The sequence below is a fragment of the Engelhardtia mirabilis genome (genome assembly GCF_007748095.1).
GTDB lineage: Bacteria > Planctomycetota > UBA1135 > UBA1135.
Window position 1 is genome coordinate 1,627,651 of record NZ_CP036287.1, and the last position, 17,599, is coordinate 1,645,249.

Genomic DNA, 17,599 nt, shown 5'->3' on the forward strand with positions numbered 1-17,599 from the left:
GACCTCGCGCCTCAGTCCGCCTGGCGCTCGACGCGCACTTCGGTCATGAGCTGCTCGGTGCCGCCGCCGCGGTAGATCGTGCCCGAGGTCGGGGTCGCGTCGCGGTAGTTGCGCCCGCAGGCCACGCGCACGTGGTCCAGCTCCGCCAGGCAGCCGTTGGTGGGGTCGAAGCCCTGCCAACCGAACCAGGGCAGGTAGACCTCGGCCCAGGCGTGCGAGGCGTCGGACTGCAGGGTGTTCTCGTAGTCCTTGCTCGTGTCGATGTAGCCGACCCGGTAGCGGGCGGGCACGCCGATCAGTCGCGCCAGGCAGATCAGCAGGTTGGCAAAGTCCTGACAGACGCCGCGGCGCGTGGTGTAGACCTCGAACGGCGTGGTCTCGACGGTGGTCGAGCCCTGCACGTAGGCGTAGTCCTTGTTGATCGTCCGGTTCATGTCGAGCAGGGACTCGGCCAGGTCGTAGTCCTGGCGCTCGACGAAGCCCATGGCGTACTCGAACAGCTCGCGCAATTGCGTCTCGGGCAACTCGTGGGACAACAGGTACGGCGTCATCATCTGACGCTGCCAGGGCATCCACACCAGCGGGATCGTGCTGCGCCGCACCGGCGAGTGGATTGTGCGGCGGGGGTCGACTCGCACCCTCACCAGGCTGGTGCTGACCAGCTTCAGGGCCGAGTAGGGGCGCTCCAGGTCGAAGCTGGCCACCTCGTTGCCGAAGACGTCCTCGTAACGGTGCAGGCTGGTCTGGGGCTCGATCGCCAGGTCGTACTCGAGCAACTCCTGGAAGCGATCGACCACAGGCCGCAGGCGCAGGACGTGAGTGCTGCGCTCGATCGGCTTCTCGTAGCTGTAGCTCGTCTCGTGGTGGACGCGGTACAGGCGCGACTCGGAGTGAGAGCCGACCACCGTGCCGCCGGCGGAGTGAACGACCGGCGCCACGCCGCCCATGTTCTGGACCTGGACCAGGTTGGTCGCAGGCAGGGGCTTGGGCGGCAGGTTGCCCGTGGCGGACTGCTGGTGGGCCTGGGCGCCGTGCTCGGGACCCTGGGCCGTGGCGGGCGCCGACGAGGCCACCAGCGCCGGAGACGGAGCGGGCGTCGGCAGGTCGAGGCCGGGGGGCGTCGCCTCGGTCCCGGAGCTGTCCCACTCGATACCACCCCGGCGCAGGACCAGCATCTGTCCGGGCTGCAGGCCCGTCCACTCGTCGTCGGACAGCGCCGCCGTGGCGACGATGATCCCGGTCCGGTTCTCGTCGCGGGCGTCGGAGAGGTCGAGTTCGATGTCGTCGTTCTCGAGCACGGATGTCGCGTGGGGCGGCTTGCGACGGATCCAGTGCATCGGGTTGTAGAGGTCCTTGTCCTGGTAGACCAACAGGTCGAGACCGTCGCTGATCACGATGTTGGCGGTCCCCAGTTGGTTGACCTGGGTGAACCAGCCACGGATCCGCTCCCAACCGGCGTCGGCCAGACGACGCGCCCCCGCCTCGCGCAGGCGATCGAGCAGCCAGCACAGGATGTGCTCGCTGTCGGTGTGCCCGACCGGCCCGTGGACCTGGTCCAGGCCCAAGGGCAGGTTCGCGGCGTAGTCGCCGTTCAGCCAGCCGTTGTGGGTCAGCACCCAACTGCGGCCCGCGAAGCGTCGATCGAAGGGGTGGGTGTCCTCCTGGGAGACGCGCCGGGCGGCGCCGCGCAGGTTGCCCAGGAAGATCGTGGAGCGGAACCGCGGCCATTCACGCAGCATGGCCGTCATGGCGTCGTCGCCATGGGAGGTCGGATCCTTGATCGTCACGACCTCGAGCTCGTCGGGTGGATACCAGGCGACGCCCCATCCGAACTTGGCCGAGGAGCCGCCCGTCTGCTTGGACTGCCAACGCAGGGTGATCCTCGGCGTGGCCGGGGCATCGAAGGACATGGCCAGCAGGCGCGTCATTGGGGGCTTTCCGGCGCGCTGAGCGACGCCTCGTCGAAGTCGAAGAACTCCACGTGCACCGCGTTGCAGACCTCGGCCAGGGAGTCGATCACCCGCGTCAAGGCCTCGTGCAGCTCGCCTTCGCGCATGTCCGCGACCTCGAGGCTGGAGACCATCGCGCGCAGTTGGCCGAGCATGCGGGGCGTGTTGCGCTGGGGCATCAGGACGGTGCTGCCCACCTCTTCGGCCAGGATGCGAGAGAGGGCATGCTCGGCCCGCTCGATGCAGTGCAGGATCGAGCGCGGGAAGGCCGGATCGCCGACCAGGAAGGTCGCGATGTTCTTGCCCGAGAAGGAGCGGCCGCGCTTCAGGAAAGCCTCGATGCCGCTGCAGGAGCGCAGGATCGCGTGCCAAGGGCCGAAGTCGACCACGGTCGACTCGTCCGCGTCGGCCACCGCTTCCATGTGGTAGCGCACGTCGAGGATCCGCGAGGTCATGCCGGCACGCTCGAGCTGCATGCCGAGCCGCATGAAGTCCAGGGGCTCCTCGTGCAGCATGGTGTCGGGCGCGGTCCCGCGGAAGCCCTGGATCGAGCGCTCCAGCGCCTCGAAGAAGTCGCTGCGGTCGACGTCGTAGCTGCGCTTGCTGCCAGGGCCCTGGAGCCAGAGCCAGATCAGGTTCACGCTCTCCCACATCTCGCGGCTGATCGTCTCGCGGATCGTGCGCGCGTTGTCCCGCGCGGCGCGGATCGAGCTGATGATCGAAGCCGGGTTCTCCTCGTCCCAGGTCAGGTAGCGCTGGACCAGCTCGCCGTCGGACGCGGCCCCCTCTCCGAAGCGCTCGCGGAAGCGCGGCATCTCGCCGGTCACCACCAGCACCGGCTCCCAGGACTCGGCCACGCCTCCGCCGGAATCGAGCACGTGAGACAGGTTGACGCCGATCGCTCCGGCGGTGTTGTCCGCGCGCTCGAGGTAGCGCAGCATCCAGAAACAGCTCTCAGCGACTCGCGAGATCACGCTTCCACCTCGTCCTTCAGCACCCAGGTGTCCTTGGATCCGCCGCCCTGGCTGGAGTTGACCACGTAGGAACCCTCGGCCAGGGCGACCCGCGTCAGGCCGCCGGGCATGACCCAGGTGTGGTCGCCGGTCACGACGTAGGGGCGCAGATCGACCCGGCGCGCCGCAATCGAACGGCCGGCGTAGGAGGGGCAGGTGGACAGCTCGATCAACGGCTGCGCGACGAAGCCGCGGGGCTCGGCCTTGATGCGCTCGGCGTAGGCCTTGATCTCGCTGCGGGTCGCCGAGGGACCCATCAACATGCCGTAGCCCCCCGAGCCGTCGACCTCCTTGACCACCAGCTCGGAGAGGTGTTCGAGCACGTAGCGCAGGTCGTCCTCGCGGTGGCAGAGCCAGGTCGGCACCTGACCGAGGAGCGGTTCCTCGGAGAGGTAGAAGCGAATCATGTCCGGCACCAGCGCGTACATGGCCTTGTCGTCCGCGATGCCGTTGCCGAGGGCGTTGGCCAAGGTCACCCGGCCGGCCCGATAGGCGTCGAAGAGGCCGGGGACGCCGACCAGGCTGTCCTTGCGGAAGGCGCGCGGGTCGAGGAAGTCGTCGTCGATCCGGCGGTAGATGACGTGGACCGGCTTGGCCCCGTGGGTGGTCTTGACGAAGACCTGGTCGTCGCGCACGAACAGATCGCCGCCCTCGACCAGGGAGCAACCCATGCGGCGGGCCAGGTAGCTGTGCTCGAAGTAGGCCGAGTTGAAGGGGCCCGGCGTCAGGACGACCAGGCGCGTCTCCTCCGCTGCGACCGGCGAGCAGGAGATCAGGGCCGAGCGCAGGCGGCCGGGGTAGTCGTCGACGCGCCGCACACGGGCCTCGCTGAAGACGCGCGGGAAGACGCGCTTGAGGACCGCGCGGTTCTCCAGGACGTAGGAGACGCCGGACGGCACGCGGGCGTTGTCCTCGAGGACCAGGAAGCTGCCATCGGCGGCCCGGATCAGGTCGATCCCCGCCACGTGGACATAGGTGCCGCCCGGGGGGCGCACGCCCTTGGCCTGGGGCAGCCAGCTCTGGGAGGTCTCGACCAGCTCTCGGGGCACGATGCCCTCGCGCAGGATCCGTTGGTCGCCGTAGACGTCCGCCAGGAAGGCGTTCAGCGCCGCGACCCGCTGGATCAGGCCACGCTCGATCCCGGCCCACTCGGAGGCGGGCAGGACCCGCGGAATGGTGTCGAAGGGGAAGGTCTTCTCGACCCCGCGTTGGTCGGAGTAGACCGAGAAGGTGATCCCTCCTCGCCGGAAGGCCTCGTCGGCCAGGCGCTGGCGGCGTCGGAACTCGTTCAGACCCAGGGTCTCGAACAGGTCGATCACCCTCCGGACGTCCGCTCGGGGGTCGCCCTCGGGCGCGAAGAGCTCGTCACGGGTGCCGGGCGGCGGGCAGTAGCCGTCGAAGAGTGCGCCGCGGAGGGAGGATTGGCTGCGTTCGCTCATGGGGTAGATGCGGGGGCGAGTATAGAGTCTGGCCCTGATCCGACGGCCAAGTTCGCGGCGCGAGGCGTCGGCCCGCTCCGGTGGTCCCCACCTCGGCGCAACCGGCGCAATCGCATCGATCGACCTGCTTGGCCGCCAGTCGAAAGCGCCGGCGTGGATCGCTGCGGTCGGTCCGGGCTAGGCTGCTGCGACGTGTCCCGAGCCTTCCTGCAGCTCCAGTCCGCCTTTCACGACCCTCGGGCTCGCTCGAACCGCATCGTCGAGGCGACGATCTGGTCCCTGATCCTGGCGTCCATCGCCCTGATCGTGGCCGACGCGAGCCTGGCGCCGGGGAGCCCGGCGCGGCCGCTCCTGGGGCTCGTGGACCGTGCGCTCCTGGGGCTGTTCGCGCTCGAGTACGTGCTACGGGTCGCCACCTACCAGCCCCCCGATCTACTCGTCTTCCGCCGACCGCGCGCCGCGCGTCTGCGGGTCCACGTCACCGCGCGGGTGCGTTTCGCCCTGCGTCCGATGATGCTGGTGGACTTGATCACGATCGCGGCCCTGGTGCCGCAGTTGCGTGGACTGCGCGCCCTGCGACTGCTGCGCCTGCTGAGGACGGTCAAGGTCTTCCGCTATGGCAACCCATTCAGCGGCCTGCTCCACGCCTTCGAGCGCGACCGCTTCCTGTTCGCCCTGGCCCTGTCCTTCCTGGCCCTCCAAGTCCTGTTCGGCGGCGGCAGCCTGTTCCTGATCGAACGTGACCTCAACCCCGCGATCGACACCTTCGGCGAGGGCTGCTGGTTCGCCATCGTCACGATCACGACCGTCGGATTCGGCGACCTGACGCCCCTCTCGACCCTGGGCCGGGTCGTGACCAGCGTCCTGATGGTCGGCGGCATGTTCACGCTCGCGCTCTTCGCGGGCATCGTCGGTCACAGCCTGCTCAACGCTGTTCTCAGCGTGCGCGAGGAGCAATTCCGCATGGGAAGCTATTACAACCACGTCGTCGTCTGTGGCTACGAAGAGGGGATGCACCTCTTGATCGACACCCTCGTCGCCGAGTACGACCCGGACGAGACCAAGATCGTGCTGATCGCCGATCTGGAGCGACCGGCGGAGATTCCGGCAGAGCTCTATTGGGTGCGCGGGGATCCGACCAAGGAGAGCGAGCTGGACAAGGTCCGCATCGATCGCGCCGCCGCCGTAGTGGTTGCCGGGGCGCGCCGCAGCAGCCCCCAGCAGGCCGATGCGGTGACACTCTTGACCGTCTTCACGATCCGCTCCTACCTGGCCAAGCGCGCGTCCGACGCACCGCGCCAGAACGAACTCTACCTGGTGGCCGAGATCCTGGATTCGGAGAACGTCGAGCACGCGCGCGCGGCGGGGGCGGACGAGGTAATCGAGACCAGGCGCCTGGGCTTCTCGCTCTTGGCCCATGCCATCGAGCACCACGGAACGGCTGACACCCTGAGCCAAGTCGTCTTGCGCGGCGAGTCGTCGCTCTTCGCGGGCGCGCTGCCGGAGGGGCTGGACAGTGCAACCTACGGCGAGATGACCGCGGCGCTCGGCCTGCGCGCCAAGGGCGGGTTGGTGATCGGCGTAGCCCACACCGAGACGGGCGACGAGCGGGTCAATCCCCCCGAGGAGCTGCGCCTCGAGCCGGGGATGCACGTGCTCTACCTGGCATCGGAGCGGCTGCTCGAGCCGCCGAAGGCTCTCAGGCGGACCCGCCCCCGGCGGGGCGAGTCGGCCTGAAGCGCGGACCGCAGGGCGCCGCTCTCCACGCCGCGACGGACCCGACGATCAAGTCAAGTCGAGTCCCATGAAGGCGCTCGTCGGGCTCTCGACGTAGTCACCGAATGGGCCGCAGGTCTCGAAGCCGAGCTTGGAATAGAGGGCCCGCGCGGGGGCGAAGGCGTCCATCGCCCCGGTCTCGAGCAGCAGCTGGCGATAGCCGCGATGGCGAGCCTCGCGGATCAGATGGCGGGCCATGGCCTCGCCGATTCCCTGGCCTCGCTCGCTGGCCAGGGTGTGCATCGATTTGAGTTCCCCACGGTCCTCGCCCAACTCGCGCAGCGCCCCGATCGCCACCAGACGCTCCCCGCGCCGCCCGCCGAAGAGGGCTACGGAGCAATGGTCCAGACCGGCTCCGTCCAGGGCGTGGACGCCCTCGGGCGGAGTTGTTGCCCGGGCAAAGCCGAGGTGGACCTCGACCAGGGCACGCACGTCGTCGGCCTGCGGGCTTACGGTCGCGATCTCGAGGTTGTCCATGGAGCGGTGGGGGGGAGCCTGGGGTCCAAGTGCAGCGTCGGCGTGGGGGCGCCCTGCTGGGGCGACGCCGGGGCAGCTTACACGTCCCAAATCGAGGGCGGGAAGGCTCTGGCTCAGCTACCGGGTGTGCGTCGACGGGGTCGAGTCGAACCTGGACAAGCCAATGCCGGACCGAGTTCGGGACTAGCTCGAGACCTGATCCGGGAATGGCCCAGGGGCGATAGCTGACTTCACGTTCGCTATCGCTTAGCGGATAAGACATCCTTTTTGCCCGGGTCGGCCACTGTGTCGATTCGCTCTCCCCTACATCTAGAGTCCCCCTCTCTCATTCTCTCCACGGAATCAACATGCCCCAACGTGATATCAAGTCCGAGATCTCCGACCGTTTGAACGCCGTCATCGACGAGCTCTATGACCTGATCGCCGCCGCTGCCTCCGACGCCGTTCAGGAAGTTCTGGGGACGGCAGGTAGCTCTTCGAGCAGCCGCGGCACCGTCAAGCGCTCGACGAAGAAGCGCTCCGCCAAGAAGGGCGCGAGCAAGAAGCGTTCGACCAAGAAGCGCTCCGCGAAGAAGAGCGCGAGCAAGAAGCGCGGAACGAAGAAGTCCGGGCGCCGAGTGCGTCGCTCGACCGCCGACGTAGAAGCCGTTTCCAGCGCCATCGCAGCGCAACTGCGCCAGACGCCCGGCGTCAGCGTCAGTGAACTCGCCGCTTCGATGGGCGCCGACTCGGTCGACCTCAAGCGCCCGATCGCGCTGATGCTCGATGCCGGCAAGATCCGTAAGACCGGCGCCAAGCGCGGCACGAAGTACTTCGCCAAGGGCCGTAAGTAGGCCCGACCGGCGCTCGCCGGAATGATCGAGTTCCGTACATCGGAAGGCTCGATCCCCTCGAGTCCCAACCTGAGGAAGCTCGGAACGCAGCGCGCCGGATCAGCCGGGGCTGCGCCGGGCTTCCTGGCGTTCGGGGGCACGCTGGGACGAAGGGCGTGACGCCGGTCGAGCGAGCAGCGAGCGAGGGATCGCAGGGGAACCGAGGGAGCCCGGACGTCGCCACCGACGCCCGGGCTCCATTCACGGCCCTGCGGGATCGGACCCGCGTCAGTTGATGCTGAAGCTGTTGACCGTCACCGGAGCGAAGCCGCCCTGGATCGTCGAGATGCCGAACCCCTGCTCGATCGGGCCGAGCGGGATGGTGATATCGGGCAGGTCCACCTGGAGCGCCGCGCAGAAGCCCAGCTCGACCCCGGCGGCGAAGCTGAGGTCCCCGAAGTTGAACCGGAAGCCATCGAGCAGGGCGATCGTGCTGCCATTCGGCAGCTTGACTCCGACGGTCAGGCCGGCGATCCACTCATTGCCAGGATTGACCGGGATGGTCTCGGTCCAGTAGGCGTTCAGGTAGATCGAGTCGCCGCCCGAGTAGGCGCCGGGCGCGGTGGGGCAGGGCTTGGGGTTGAAGGCACAGCAGGCGCCGACCTCGACGAGCGAGTTCTCACCGCTCGGGTTGCTCGGGCCAGCTCCGATGCCGAGGGCGACCGTCTCCGCCGACGCCGGAGCGATCGGGAAGACCCGCGTCTTCAGCAGGCCCACGCCGAGGCCGGGGATCTCGACTAGCGTGCCTGCGTCGGCGTCAACCAAACTCACCACGGGCCGTGCGGCGCGGTCGGTCGGCGCCGGCTGTTCGGCTGCGACAAGGGCGGCGGCGAACAGCAACGATCCGGCGGCGAGGGCGAGGGATGCAAGTCTCATGGGGTTCTCTGCTTTGGAGTGATGCGAGTAGAGAGGAACGCGGGATCAGACTAGCGGCCCGCCGCATTCTGGGGCGTGCTAGATTGCCCACCTCAGAACTCCCCCGCCGGCCGAATGCTCCACGAAACCGCCCTTGAAGTGGCCGCAGCGAACCTGCGCCAAGTGCTCGACCACGCCATCGAGCACCGGCCCGAGTCTGGCGCTCTGGTGGTCTGGGACGGCGAGTCGGAGCTTTCCAACCTGCTGGCCGAGGCCTACCGACGCTGCCTGCCCCAGGCGCAGTTCGTGCGCTTCGACGGCGCCGATCCGCAGGCCGTGCGCGAGCTCTTCGAGGGGCTCGGCGCCGGTGACCTGGCCGTGCTGATCCAGTCGACCAGCTTCCGCCTCGACGCCTTCCGCATCCGCATCGAGCTGTTCAAGCGCGGACTGAAGGTGATCGAGCATCCGCATCTCGCGCGCATGACCGGCCCGCAGGCGCGGATCTACGTGGACGCCCTCGCCTACGACCGCGACTACTACCGCGGTGTCGGCCACGCCTTGCGCGAACGCATCGATCGGGCCACCCGTTGCGTCGTGGACAGTGGAGCTGCGGATGGTCCCCACGACCATTTGATCTTCCCCGTCGGCTTCGAGCCGGCGAAGGTCAACATCGGCGACTACACGGACATGGCCAACGTGGGCGGGCAGTATCCGATCGGCGAGGTCTTCACCGAGTCCGCCGACCTGGAGGCGGTCCACGGCCGCGCCCGCATCGCCTTCTTCGGTGACACGGCCTTCACGGTCAATCGACCCGAGCGACCGATCACGCTGGTCGTCGAGCGGGGGCGGGTGGTCGGCGCCGAGGGGGCCACGCCCGAGTTCGAGCGAGTCCTGGACCAGATCCGCGTGGACGACGGCGACGTGCGGGTGCGCGAGCTGGGCTTCGGCATGAATCGTGCGTTGACCAGCGAGCGCACGGTGAGCGACATCGGCACCTTCGAGCGCATGTGCGGCGTGCACCTCTCGCTGGGGGCCAAGCACGCCACCTACAACAAGGCCGACATCCGCAAGAAGTCCGCTCGGCACCACGTGGACGTCTTCGTGATCACCGAGTCGGTGCAACTCGACGGCGAGGTCGTGTACCGGGATGGAGCGTGGACCGTCTGAGCCGCCAGTCCGCGCGCCGCCGAGAGAAACCCGGCGACGCGCGGTGGAGAACTCAGGGCGTGTTGGCGTAGATCAAGTGACGCGAGGGTAGGGCGCTGCCCGTGAACGGCGGCGCGATCGCGGCCGGCAGCGCGACCGAGAAGTTGCTCGCGGTGTCGATCAGATTCTGGGAGAGCAGCGAGGTCACCGCCCAGCCAGCGGCTGTCGAGCCTCCGTAGTGGAACTCGAGGAAGTTGCCGGTCGACGTACCCGTGACGGCGCAGCTGTCGTGGTAGCCGAAGACCCCTTCCTCGACGAAGGCGCGCTCGGGGCCGGGGTAGGAAGCCGTTCCGGTCCAACTGCCGATGCTGGTGGTCAGCATGTGGATCCAGGGATAGCCCAGGACTGCCGTGTCGAGCGAGTCGAAGCGACTCGGCAGGCCGTCGGTCCCGAGGCAGCTACCGATGCCCGTGTAGAGGCTGATGGTGTTGCGAAGGCTCCCGAAGGCGAGGGGGCAGGTGCAGACCGCGATCAGGGGGGTCAAGCCGCCACTCGTCAGCCGCTCCTCCGAGACGCAGGTCGGGCTGCCCTGGGCCGCCACGCGAACGGCCTCCGAGAACAGCGGGCCCCCCGGGCGCGGCGAGGCCGAGGGCACGAAGGGGTTGGTGGTCGAGACGGGCCCGACGATCGAGTAGGTCGTGGTGGGGTGGAAGACGCCCGGCTTGTCCGAGTGGAGCGGGTCGTGGATGTACCGATCGCAGCTGTGGTGCAGCACGATCGACGACTCGAAGGTGTTCGTGTCGCAGTTGAGGGCGTAGTCCACGTAGCCGTAGTAGAACGCCGTCGGATAGGGGCCGAGGCAGGGGGCCGCCAGGCAGGTGGGCGGGGCGCCGGCCACCGAGGAGACGTCGACCTTGGCAGCGAAACGCCAGACCTGGTAGTTGCTCCCGGAGGTCGACGTCTCGTTCCAGGTGCGCGTGTAGTCCAGGCGGATCGGGAAGCCCGAAAGCAGCGGGTTGTCGAGGCAGTCGAGGACCGAGAACTGCGCGAAGAACTCGCCGCAGCCCGCCAACTCGGGCGGCGACAGGATGATGCGGATGCACTCGGAGCTGACCACGTCGCAGCTGTCGGTGCAGAAGCCACTGCCCTGGAAGTCGATCGGCGGGAGCAGCGGCAGGTTGGCGCTCACGTCGCTCCAGCAGGTGGAGCTCGATAGCCCGTCCGGGCCGAAGCACTGCGCCTGGGCCGGTGCGGCCCAGGTGAGCTGGGCCGCGAGGGCGACCGAGAGGGCGAGCGGGCGTGCGAGCGGAGGGAGGGGCTGGTAGGTCATGGTTCTCTCGGGAGTCGGGGGGCGGACGATCGGTCGTTCAGATCTGCACGTCACCGATCGTGATCGAGATCCCGTTGGTGGTCACGAACTGGGGCGGCAGCAGCACGGCCTGGGCGTAGATGGTGACGCCGATCAGCACGGGGTCGTTCGGAATGGGGATGTTGTGCGTCTGCTGGAAGTTCGGGATCTGACCGAAGAGCACACTGAGGGCCGGGGTGAAGCCCAGCAACAGAGAGCAACCGGCCAGCGGAATCGAGCCCGGAGCGATGTCGATCCCCAGCGCGTAGCTGGCGTTGAAGGTCGGCGACACGATCTGGTAGCCGAAGGCCCAATTGCCGATCTGGGGCAGGTTGCTGCGCAGGGCCACCCAGGGCGGACCACCGGGGCCGCCGTTGGAACCGTAGGGCGTCAGCGTCGCGGAGCCGGACGGACCGGCGCAGGCGGCACCGTAGGCGCTGGAGGAGATCGGCGAGGGCGCGCCCGAGACGCGCTTGGCAGAGGTGGGTGTCCAGAAGGCCGAGCCACCCAGGTCCTTCAGCGTCACGTCGGTGCGAGTCTTCGCGATCAGGTCCCCGACCTGGGCGTGCAGGTCCAGGTGGAAGTCGCTGGTGGGGAAGGGCACCCCGAACTGGATCGGCGCGATCAGGGCCGCGGTCACGAAGGTCTCGCCCGGCAGCAGCTGCGCCAGCAGCAGCGGGTCCGCGTCGCCCGCGGCCTCGCCCGGCTGGAGGGTCAGCCCGGCTCCGAAGGGATCGAGTAGCTCGAAGAAGAAGCTGCCGAGAAGCTGGGACGACTCCCCGTACCAGAGCCCGCCCTCCCAATCGTCGGTCAGCGAGAGGGGCTCGGTCCCGGTGTTGACCACGATGCCCCAGCGGGTCGACGTCTGGAGTGCGAAGTTCGGGTCGAGGTCGATCCGGTCGAACGTGATGTAGTCGAAGGACTTCTGCAGCGCCGAGGCGGCCGGCGCGGAGATCGACAGGGTCAGGGCGATCAGGAGCGTGGACGTGGTCGCGGAACGCATGGGGCAATCCGGGGTCGAGTGACTGTCGTAGGCGGAGGAGCCCGCGTGGGTGGGGGAGGCGATCCAGGCTAGCCATCGCGGCTAGGACCGTGCATCTGCATGCGATCTTGGCTGGTGGATCGAGGAGGGGGGAGCGAGAAGGGGCACGCGACGATCCGTCCCTTGCCCCTCGCCGCGCACACCGTTGCCCGGGCACCGCCATCGACGGGCCCCTGTCGATCCGCCGCGGCGAGGGATTGGTCCCGTCCCCGTGCCCCTCGAGAGCTACGATCCTCGCTCGCCGGCCGGCTCGATCTCGCCCTCGGCGCGCACCACCGCCGAGGGGCTCCCACATGATCGAGACCGACGTCTGCATCCTCGGCGGGGGGCCTGGTGGCCTCGCGGCCGCCGCCAACCTCGCGCTCCACGGGCGCAGGGTCGTCGTGGTCAACGCCGGACCTCTGATGGGTTACGGCATCGAGGGCGCTTTCCGCTCCAAGGCCGCGTTCGAGATCACGCGACAGTACGTCTACGCATCCCTGCGTCCCGACGTATTCGAGGCCGCACGGCCGCCGTCGCTCGAGGCGGTCCTGCGCGGAACCCAGCGGTCCGCCGAGGGCCTCAACGTTTCAGTGGTCGACCGGCTCCAGCGCCTGGGTGTGGAAGTGATCGAGGGCCGCGGCGTGATCGAGGACGCCCAGACCGTCCTGGTGGGCGGGCGGCGCGTGCGGGCCAAGGACTTGATCATCGCCACCGGCTCGCGCCCGCGCGTGCCCGAGGGGATCGTGCCGGACGACCGCCGCGTGCTGACCAGCGACACCGTCAACCGTTGCATGGAGCTGCCGCGCACCCTGGCGATCCTGGGCGCCGGTGTGATCGGCTGCGAGTACGCCAGCATCTTCGCCGCCCTGGGCTCCGAGGTGACCCTGGTCGATACCCAGCCGCGGGTACTGGGTTCGGAGGATCCCGACCTCTCCGCCTTCATCACCCGGGCCTTCGTGGAGCGCGGCATCAAGGTGCTCTCCTCGACCCGCTTCCAGGGTATCGAGCGCACCGCCGATGGCGTGCGGACCGCGCTGCCCGAGGGTCGCGTGCTCGAGACGGGCGCCGTGCTGCTGGCCATCGGCCGCGTGGCCTGCACCGACGGCATCGGCCTGGAGCGCATCGGGGTCGAACGCGCCAAGGGCGGTTGGATACCCACCGACGGATCGATGCGGACGAACGTCCCGCACGTCTACGCGGTCGGCGACGTCGGCGACCGCGGGACGCCGGTCGACCTGGCCCTGGTGCACGTGGCCCAGGCCGAGGGGGTCTGCGCGGCCCACCACATCCTGGGCGAGGAGTTCGACCAGTCGATGGACCACGTGCCCTACATCATCTTCACGGTGCCGATGATCGCAGGTGCCGGCCTGTCCGAGACCGCGGCCCGCGAGCGACATGGCGAGGTGCGCGTGGGCAAGTACCCCTACGGCCGCAACCACCGCGCCCACGCGATGCACCCGGCCCTCGGCTACGTGAAGCTGATCGTGGGGCCCGTGGGCGACGACCGCATCCTGGGCGTGCGCGTCGTCGGGCGCGACGCGGACACCTTGATCGCGGCCGCGTCGATCCTGATCGAGCGCCAGCTGCCCTACACCTACCTGATCACGTCGATCATGCCCCACCCGTCCCTGATCGAGTGCCTGCAGGGCGCGGCGCACATCATCCAGGGTGACGCGCTGACCTACGAAGAGGGCGAGGAGTACGACTTCTTCGACCTGATCCGCCGGCAGTGAGAGGCGTGCGGTACGGGCCGAAGCCCGTACCGCGCACCGAGCCGTCGGCACCGTGGCGCAATCGGTCCGACGACTGTTCGAGATTCCCCGACGGTTGCCGGGATCCGCGTCCAGCGGGCGAGAGGCGGCCCCACACCGCCGCTCGGACGTACCGCACGCGGATGCCGGCGACCGCAGGGAGACTATTGGCCCAGCACGACTTCGAGTCCGTTGCTGAGCGCGCCGAGGCCGAGGAACGGTCCCGCGAGTTCCAGGCTCAGCGCCTGGAAGTCGACCACGGCACCGGCCAGGCTCGGATCCAGCGGCACCGTGAGGGGCAGTGTGGAGCCGCCACCTGCGTCCGTCGGCGTCGCGAGCAGGAGCTTCGGCGAGGGCAGCAGCACCCCGCAGTCACCCGACGGCGCCAGGGCGCCCAGGGACCCATCGAAGAACCAGAGGGCACTGCCGAGGGGCAGGGCGTTCTCGATCGCGAGGGCGAAGGATCGGCCCAGGGACGCCGCCCCACTGGCGAGGGAGAGGGAGGGGACACCTCCAGCGCCGGCGCACCCGGCACCGATGGGCGTCACGGCGAAGCCGCCGGTGGCGCTGAGCGGGATCGAGTGGAGCTCGACGCCGTTCAGACCGTCGGTGGCCGCGAACAGCAACCGGTTGCCCAGTTGGATCCCCGGCCGCGGCTCCGAGCTCTTGGCTCCCAGGGCGATGTCAGTCAGCGCCTGCGTGCCGGCGGCGCTGCCGTCGGTGACCCACCACTCCTCGCCATTGGCGTCTTGGTTGGTGAAGAGCAAGCGCTGGTCGGTACCCGCCGCCCAGAAGTCGGCCAGGCCGGCAGCATCCAAGGGCGACGGCAGGTCCACCGCCAGCTGGGTGCCCGCGGGGGTGCCGTCGGTCACCCACAGTTGCCCGAAGTGGAACGAGTCCGGGGGTGATTGCACGGCGAAGAAGGCCCCGTTGCCGGCGACCGTGAACTCGAGCGGGAAGCCCGAGCCCGGCCCCGGCTGGGTGTCCGCGAGCAACATGGTTCCGGCGGCGGTGCCGTCGCTGACCCAGGGCTCGCGCCCGTTGGCAGGGGTGGTGACGCTGAACAGCACCAGATCTCCCAGGGTCGTCAGCTCGCCGAAGCCGCCCTCGCCGGCGCCCAGGGTGAAGAAGTTCACCGTGCCGGCCGGAGTCCCGTCGGTCTTCCAGAGTTCGCCACTCGAGCCGAAGGCAGGCGTGAAGTAGGCCAGGCTGTCGCCCACCGCGATCTGGGCCAGCAGGGTGTCGTCCGGCCCCGGGGTGAGATCGGCCAGGAGGGCGGTCCCGGCCACGGTGCCGTCGCTCGACCACAGTTCGAGGCCCTCGGGCCCGTCGGCCTGGAACAGCAGGCGGTCACCGATCCGCTCGAGCACGCCGAACTTCGAGCCGGGGCCGAGGGGCGAAGTCGCCTTGATCTGAGTGGTGCCGAAGTCGTCGACACGCCACAGGGCGCTGCCGCCGTTGCCATCGGCCGCCAGGAAGAACAGGGCCTCGCCCATGGGCACCAAGTCGTTGAAGAAGAACGACTCCGAGGAGCTCGGGCCGGGGACCAAGTCCACGACCAGCGAAGTGCCGGCCTCGGTGCCGTCGGTCGACCAGAGCTCGATGCCGAAGTCGGGGTGGTTGGCGCGGAAGAAGACCCGGTCGCCCACGAGGGTGAGGTTGTGGGGCTTCGACCCGGGGTCGCTGCCGAGCGGCCCATCGTTGAGCGGGTTGATGTCCTTGACCAGTCGGGTTCCCGCGGTCGTGCCGTCGGTGATCCAGAGTTCGGCCCCGGTGGAGCCCTCGAATGCCTGGAACAGCACACGGTCGCCGAATCGCAGGAACTCGGTCGGGTCCGAACCGTCGCTCAGCCCCTCGTCGCCGATGTTGAGCAGCAGGCCGGTCTGCACCCCGTCCGTGGCAGCGGGTTCGATCCCGAAGACCGGGAAGTTCTGGCCGAAGACCACGCCGCCGCTGGCCGGCAGGATCGTGGGTTTGGAACCGATGATCCCGACACCCGGTCCGGGGGTGAGATCGGCCACGAGGGCGGCGGTGGCGCTGATCGGATCGAAGCTCCAGATCTCGGTGCCATGCACGCCATCGTCGGCGCGGAAGAAGATCTGGCCGAGGGTGGTCACGAACTCGACCGGCAGGGACTGCCCCGTCGGGTTGATCTCAGCGGCGAGTTGGGCGAGGGCGCCGCCCCCGGTCGTGCGGCACAGCTCGAAGCCGCTGCCGCCCACGTTGCCGGAGTAGAAGAGGTCGTCGCCGAGCGCGACCCCGGGAAAGTAGTCGACCCGCTGGCCGCCGGACTGGCCCGACAGGTTCACGGGCTGGGTTCCGCCGGGCGTGCCGTCGGTCTCGAACAGACGCGGCGTCGAAGCCACGTTGCCGGCCGTGAACCAGACCTTGGTCGCACCCTGCACCGACCAGTAGGTGTTGAAGGTCGGTTGCAGCAGGAAGGTACCGCCCGGCGTGCCGTCGCTGGACCACCAGCCCGTGGGGTTGGTGCCGGATCCGGCGGACGCGAAGATCACCCGCGAGCCCACTTCGGCCTCGTGGCCGAGGCTGGCGTTGAACGAGTGCAGGGTCAGGGTGGCGACGACGACGGCGCCGCCAGGGGTGCCGTCGGTGGCCCACAGATCGGTGGTCCCGGAGCCTGCGAAGAAGAGCTTGCCGGCGCCGGCGAACAGGTGCTGGACGCCCGAGGCCGGCCCTGGCTCCAACTCATGGAACAGCGCGGTTTGGCCGCTGGCCAGGTCGTGGCGCCACAGTTCGGTCCCGGAGTCCTCGAGGCCAGCGAGGAACCACACCGCGCCGCCGAAGACGGTCAAGTCGTGGGGCTCGTCGGTCCAGTCGAGCGGCGCGGCCACCCGGACCGTGCCCGCGGGGGTGCCGTCGCTGCGCCACAGGCCGACGCCGACGCCCAGCTCGTCGATGGCGCTGAACAGGTCGCCGTTGGCCAGGAACGTGCTCTCGTGCTCGTTGAGTGCGGCCGGGTGGAGCTGGATCGTCCCCGCTGTCGTGCCGTCCGAGCGCCAGATGCGGTAGCTGACCCCGGTCTCGGCGTCGATGCCGCCGAAGTAGACCAGGTTGCCGTTGCTCGCGAAGCCGCCGTTGTAGCTTCCGACCACGGCCGGGTCGGTGTTGATGTCGGAGACCAGGGTGCCTCCGATCAATTGCGCGTGGAGCGGCGAGGCCAGGGCGAGACTGGACGCGAGGATCAGGGTCGATCGCAGATGCATGGCAGGGGCCGATAGGGACGTGGAAGGGGTCCAAGGCCGCGCGGAGCCGGGAGAACTCCCGCGGCACCCCCGCAAGCGACCTCCCGCTCCGACCCTCGCGGGGAGACTTCCGATCTCCTCGCACCCCCCCCGCCCCCGCGCCCGCCCCGACGCCAGGAAGGACGCGGCCCGCTCGGAAGCCCGGGGAGTTCGTCGCGATGAACTCGTCGACCACGTTCGCCACGGCGCCATAGGGGCCCGTCGCGGCCCAGTAGCTGATCGTCCGCGAGAGGGCGACCTTCCTTGCCCTCGGCCAGGGTCAAGGTCTCGAGCGGGATGTCGGCGGCGCCCGCGTCCTGATCGGGCAGGCTCGAGGCCCCGGCGACGATCAGGTCGACTAGCGGTTGCTTGGCGGCACGGGAGCCGATGTTGGCGGTCTGGACGTCCACGTCCAGGTTGCCGAAGGGGTTGTCGTCACGCTTGGCGATGGTGACAAAGCCGCTGTTGTAGGCCGTCAGGTGCTGGTGCACCGAGCCGGCGAAGACCAACCCGGTGACGTCGTAGACGACGACGGGCTCGTTGACGAGCAGGCCCGCGGGGACCGCGGTGTCGGCGGGGACACTGGCGGCCGAGCTGGGGTGCCAGGACCAGAGAAGGACTGCGGCGGCGGCGAGCTGGGTCAGGCTGCTGAAGCGGATCATCGTTCCCTCCGCTCGCGCCCGCCCAGGCACCCGTCGGGCGGGGCA

Annotated in this window: 13 protein-coding genes; 4 read left to right on the plus strand and 9 right to left on the minus strand. The window is 69.2% G+C overall.

Annotation, left to right across the window (positions count from 1 at the left end; all coding sequences use genetic code 11):
• Nucleotides 1–11: 11 nt before the first annotated feature.
• Genes Pla133_RS05840 through Pla133_RS05850 form a run of 3 tightly spaced genes read right to left on the minus strand, consistent with a single transcriptional unit; the run spans nt 12 to nt 4,401 of the window.
• Nucleotides 12–1,928, minus strand: a complete 1,917-nt coding sequence (locus Pla133_RS05840; RefSeq protein ID WP_145063424.1) for a class II glutamine amidotransferase — start codon at nt 1,926–1,928, stop codon at nt 12–14.
• A complete protein-coding gene (locus tag Pla133_RS05845) occupies nt 1,925–2,923 on the minus strand; it encodes an alpha-E domain-containing protein (RefSeq protein ID WP_145063426.1) in 999 nt (332 codons plus the stop codon). The genes Pla133_RS05840 and Pla133_RS05845 overlap by 4 nt, the downstream gene beginning before the upstream one ends.
• On the minus strand, nt 2,920–4,401 hold the full coding sequence (locus Pla133_RS05850) for a circularly permuted type 2 ATP-grasp protein (protein WP_145063428.1): 1,482 nt from the start codon (nt 4,399–4,401) through the stop codon (nt 2,920–2,922). The genes Pla133_RS05845 and Pla133_RS05850 overlap by 4 nt, the downstream gene beginning before the upstream one ends.
• A 192-nt stretch (nt 4,402–4,593) precedes the next feature.
• Between Pla133_RS05850 and Pla133_RS05855 the strand changes: the two genes are divergently transcribed.
• Complete coding sequence (locus Pla133_RS05855) at nt 4,594–6,138, plus strand: potassium channel family protein (RefSeq protein ID WP_419192171.1); 1,545 nt, start codon at nt 4,594–4,596, stop codon at nt 6,136–6,138.
• Nucleotides 6,139–6,186: 48 nt separating this feature from the next.
• Here Pla133_RS05855 and Pla133_RS05860 read toward each other — a convergent pair whose 3' ends face one another.
• On the minus strand, nt 6,187–6,654 hold the full coding sequence (locus tag Pla133_RS05860) for a GNAT family N-acetyltransferase (RefSeq protein WP_145063432.1): 468 nt from the start codon (nt 6,652–6,654) through the stop codon (nt 6,187–6,189).
• 347 nt (nt 6,655–7,001) lie between these two features.
• On the opposite strand from Pla133_RS05860, the gene Pla133_RS05865 reads away from it, so the two are divergent.
• Nucleotides 7,002–7,487, plus strand: coding sequence for a hypothetical protein (locus tag Pla133_RS05865; protein ID WP_145063434.1), 486 nt, complete (start codon nt 7,002–7,004; stop codon nt 7,485–7,487).
• Between the two features lie 267 nt (nt 7,488–7,754).
• On the opposite strand, the gene Pla133_RS05870 is transcribed toward Pla133_RS05865, so the two are convergent.
• Nucleotides 7,755–8,402, minus strand: coding sequence for a hypothetical protein (locus Pla133_RS05870; protein WP_145063436.1), 648 nt, complete (start codon nt 8,400–8,402; stop codon nt 7,755–7,757).
• 114 nt (nt 8,403–8,516) lie between these two features.
• Here Pla133_RS05870 and Pla133_RS05875 point away from each other — a divergent pair, with 114 nt between their 5' ends.
• The gene (locus tag Pla133_RS05875) at nt 8,517–9,548 is read left to right on the plus strand and encodes a M29 family metallopeptidase (RefSeq protein WP_145063438.1); all 1,032 of its coding nucleotides are present in this window, start codon (nt 8,517–8,519) and stop codon (nt 9,546–9,548) included.
• Nucleotides 9,549–9,600: 52 nt separating this feature from the next.
• Here the strand turns inward: Pla133_RS05875 and Pla133_RS05880 are convergent, their stop codons facing one another.
• Together Pla133_RS05880 and Pla133_RS05885 are read right to left on the minus strand one after the other, a co-directional pair.
• On the minus strand, nt 9,601–10,857 hold the full coding sequence (locus Pla133_RS05880) for a hypothetical protein (protein WP_145063440.1): 1,257 nt from the start codon (nt 10,855–10,857) through the stop codon (nt 9,601–9,603).
• Nucleotides 10,858–10,894: 37 nt separating this feature from the next.
• Nucleotides 10,895–11,878, minus strand: coding sequence for a hypothetical protein (locus Pla133_RS05885; protein ID WP_145063442.1), 984 nt, complete (start codon nt 11,876–11,878; stop codon nt 10,895–10,897).
• A gap of 332 nt (nt 11,879–12,210) precedes the next feature.
• Between Pla133_RS05885 and Pla133_RS05890 the strand changes: the two genes are divergently transcribed.
• The gene (locus Pla133_RS05890; RefSeq protein ID WP_145063444.1) at nt 12,211–13,632 is read left to right on the plus strand and encodes a dihydrolipoyl dehydrogenase family protein; all 1,422 of its coding nucleotides are present in this window, start codon (nt 12,211–12,213) and stop codon (nt 13,630–13,632) included.
• A 182-nt stretch (nt 13,633–13,814) separates the two neighbouring features.
• Here Pla133_RS05890 and Pla133_RS05895 read toward each other — a convergent pair whose 3' ends face one another.
• Entirely contained in the window at nt 13,815–16,874 is a 3,060-nt protein-coding gene (locus Pla133_RS05895; RefSeq protein ID WP_419192172.1) for a hypothetical protein, read from the minus strand.
• On the minus strand, nt 16,853–17,554 hold the full coding sequence (locus Pla133_RS26000) for a hypothetical protein (protein ID WP_419192173.1): 702 nt from the start codon (nt 17,552–17,554) through the stop codon (nt 16,853–16,855). The genes Pla133_RS05895 and Pla133_RS26000 overlap by 22 nt, the downstream gene beginning before the upstream one ends.
• Nucleotides 17,555–17,599: the final 45 nt, after the last annotated feature.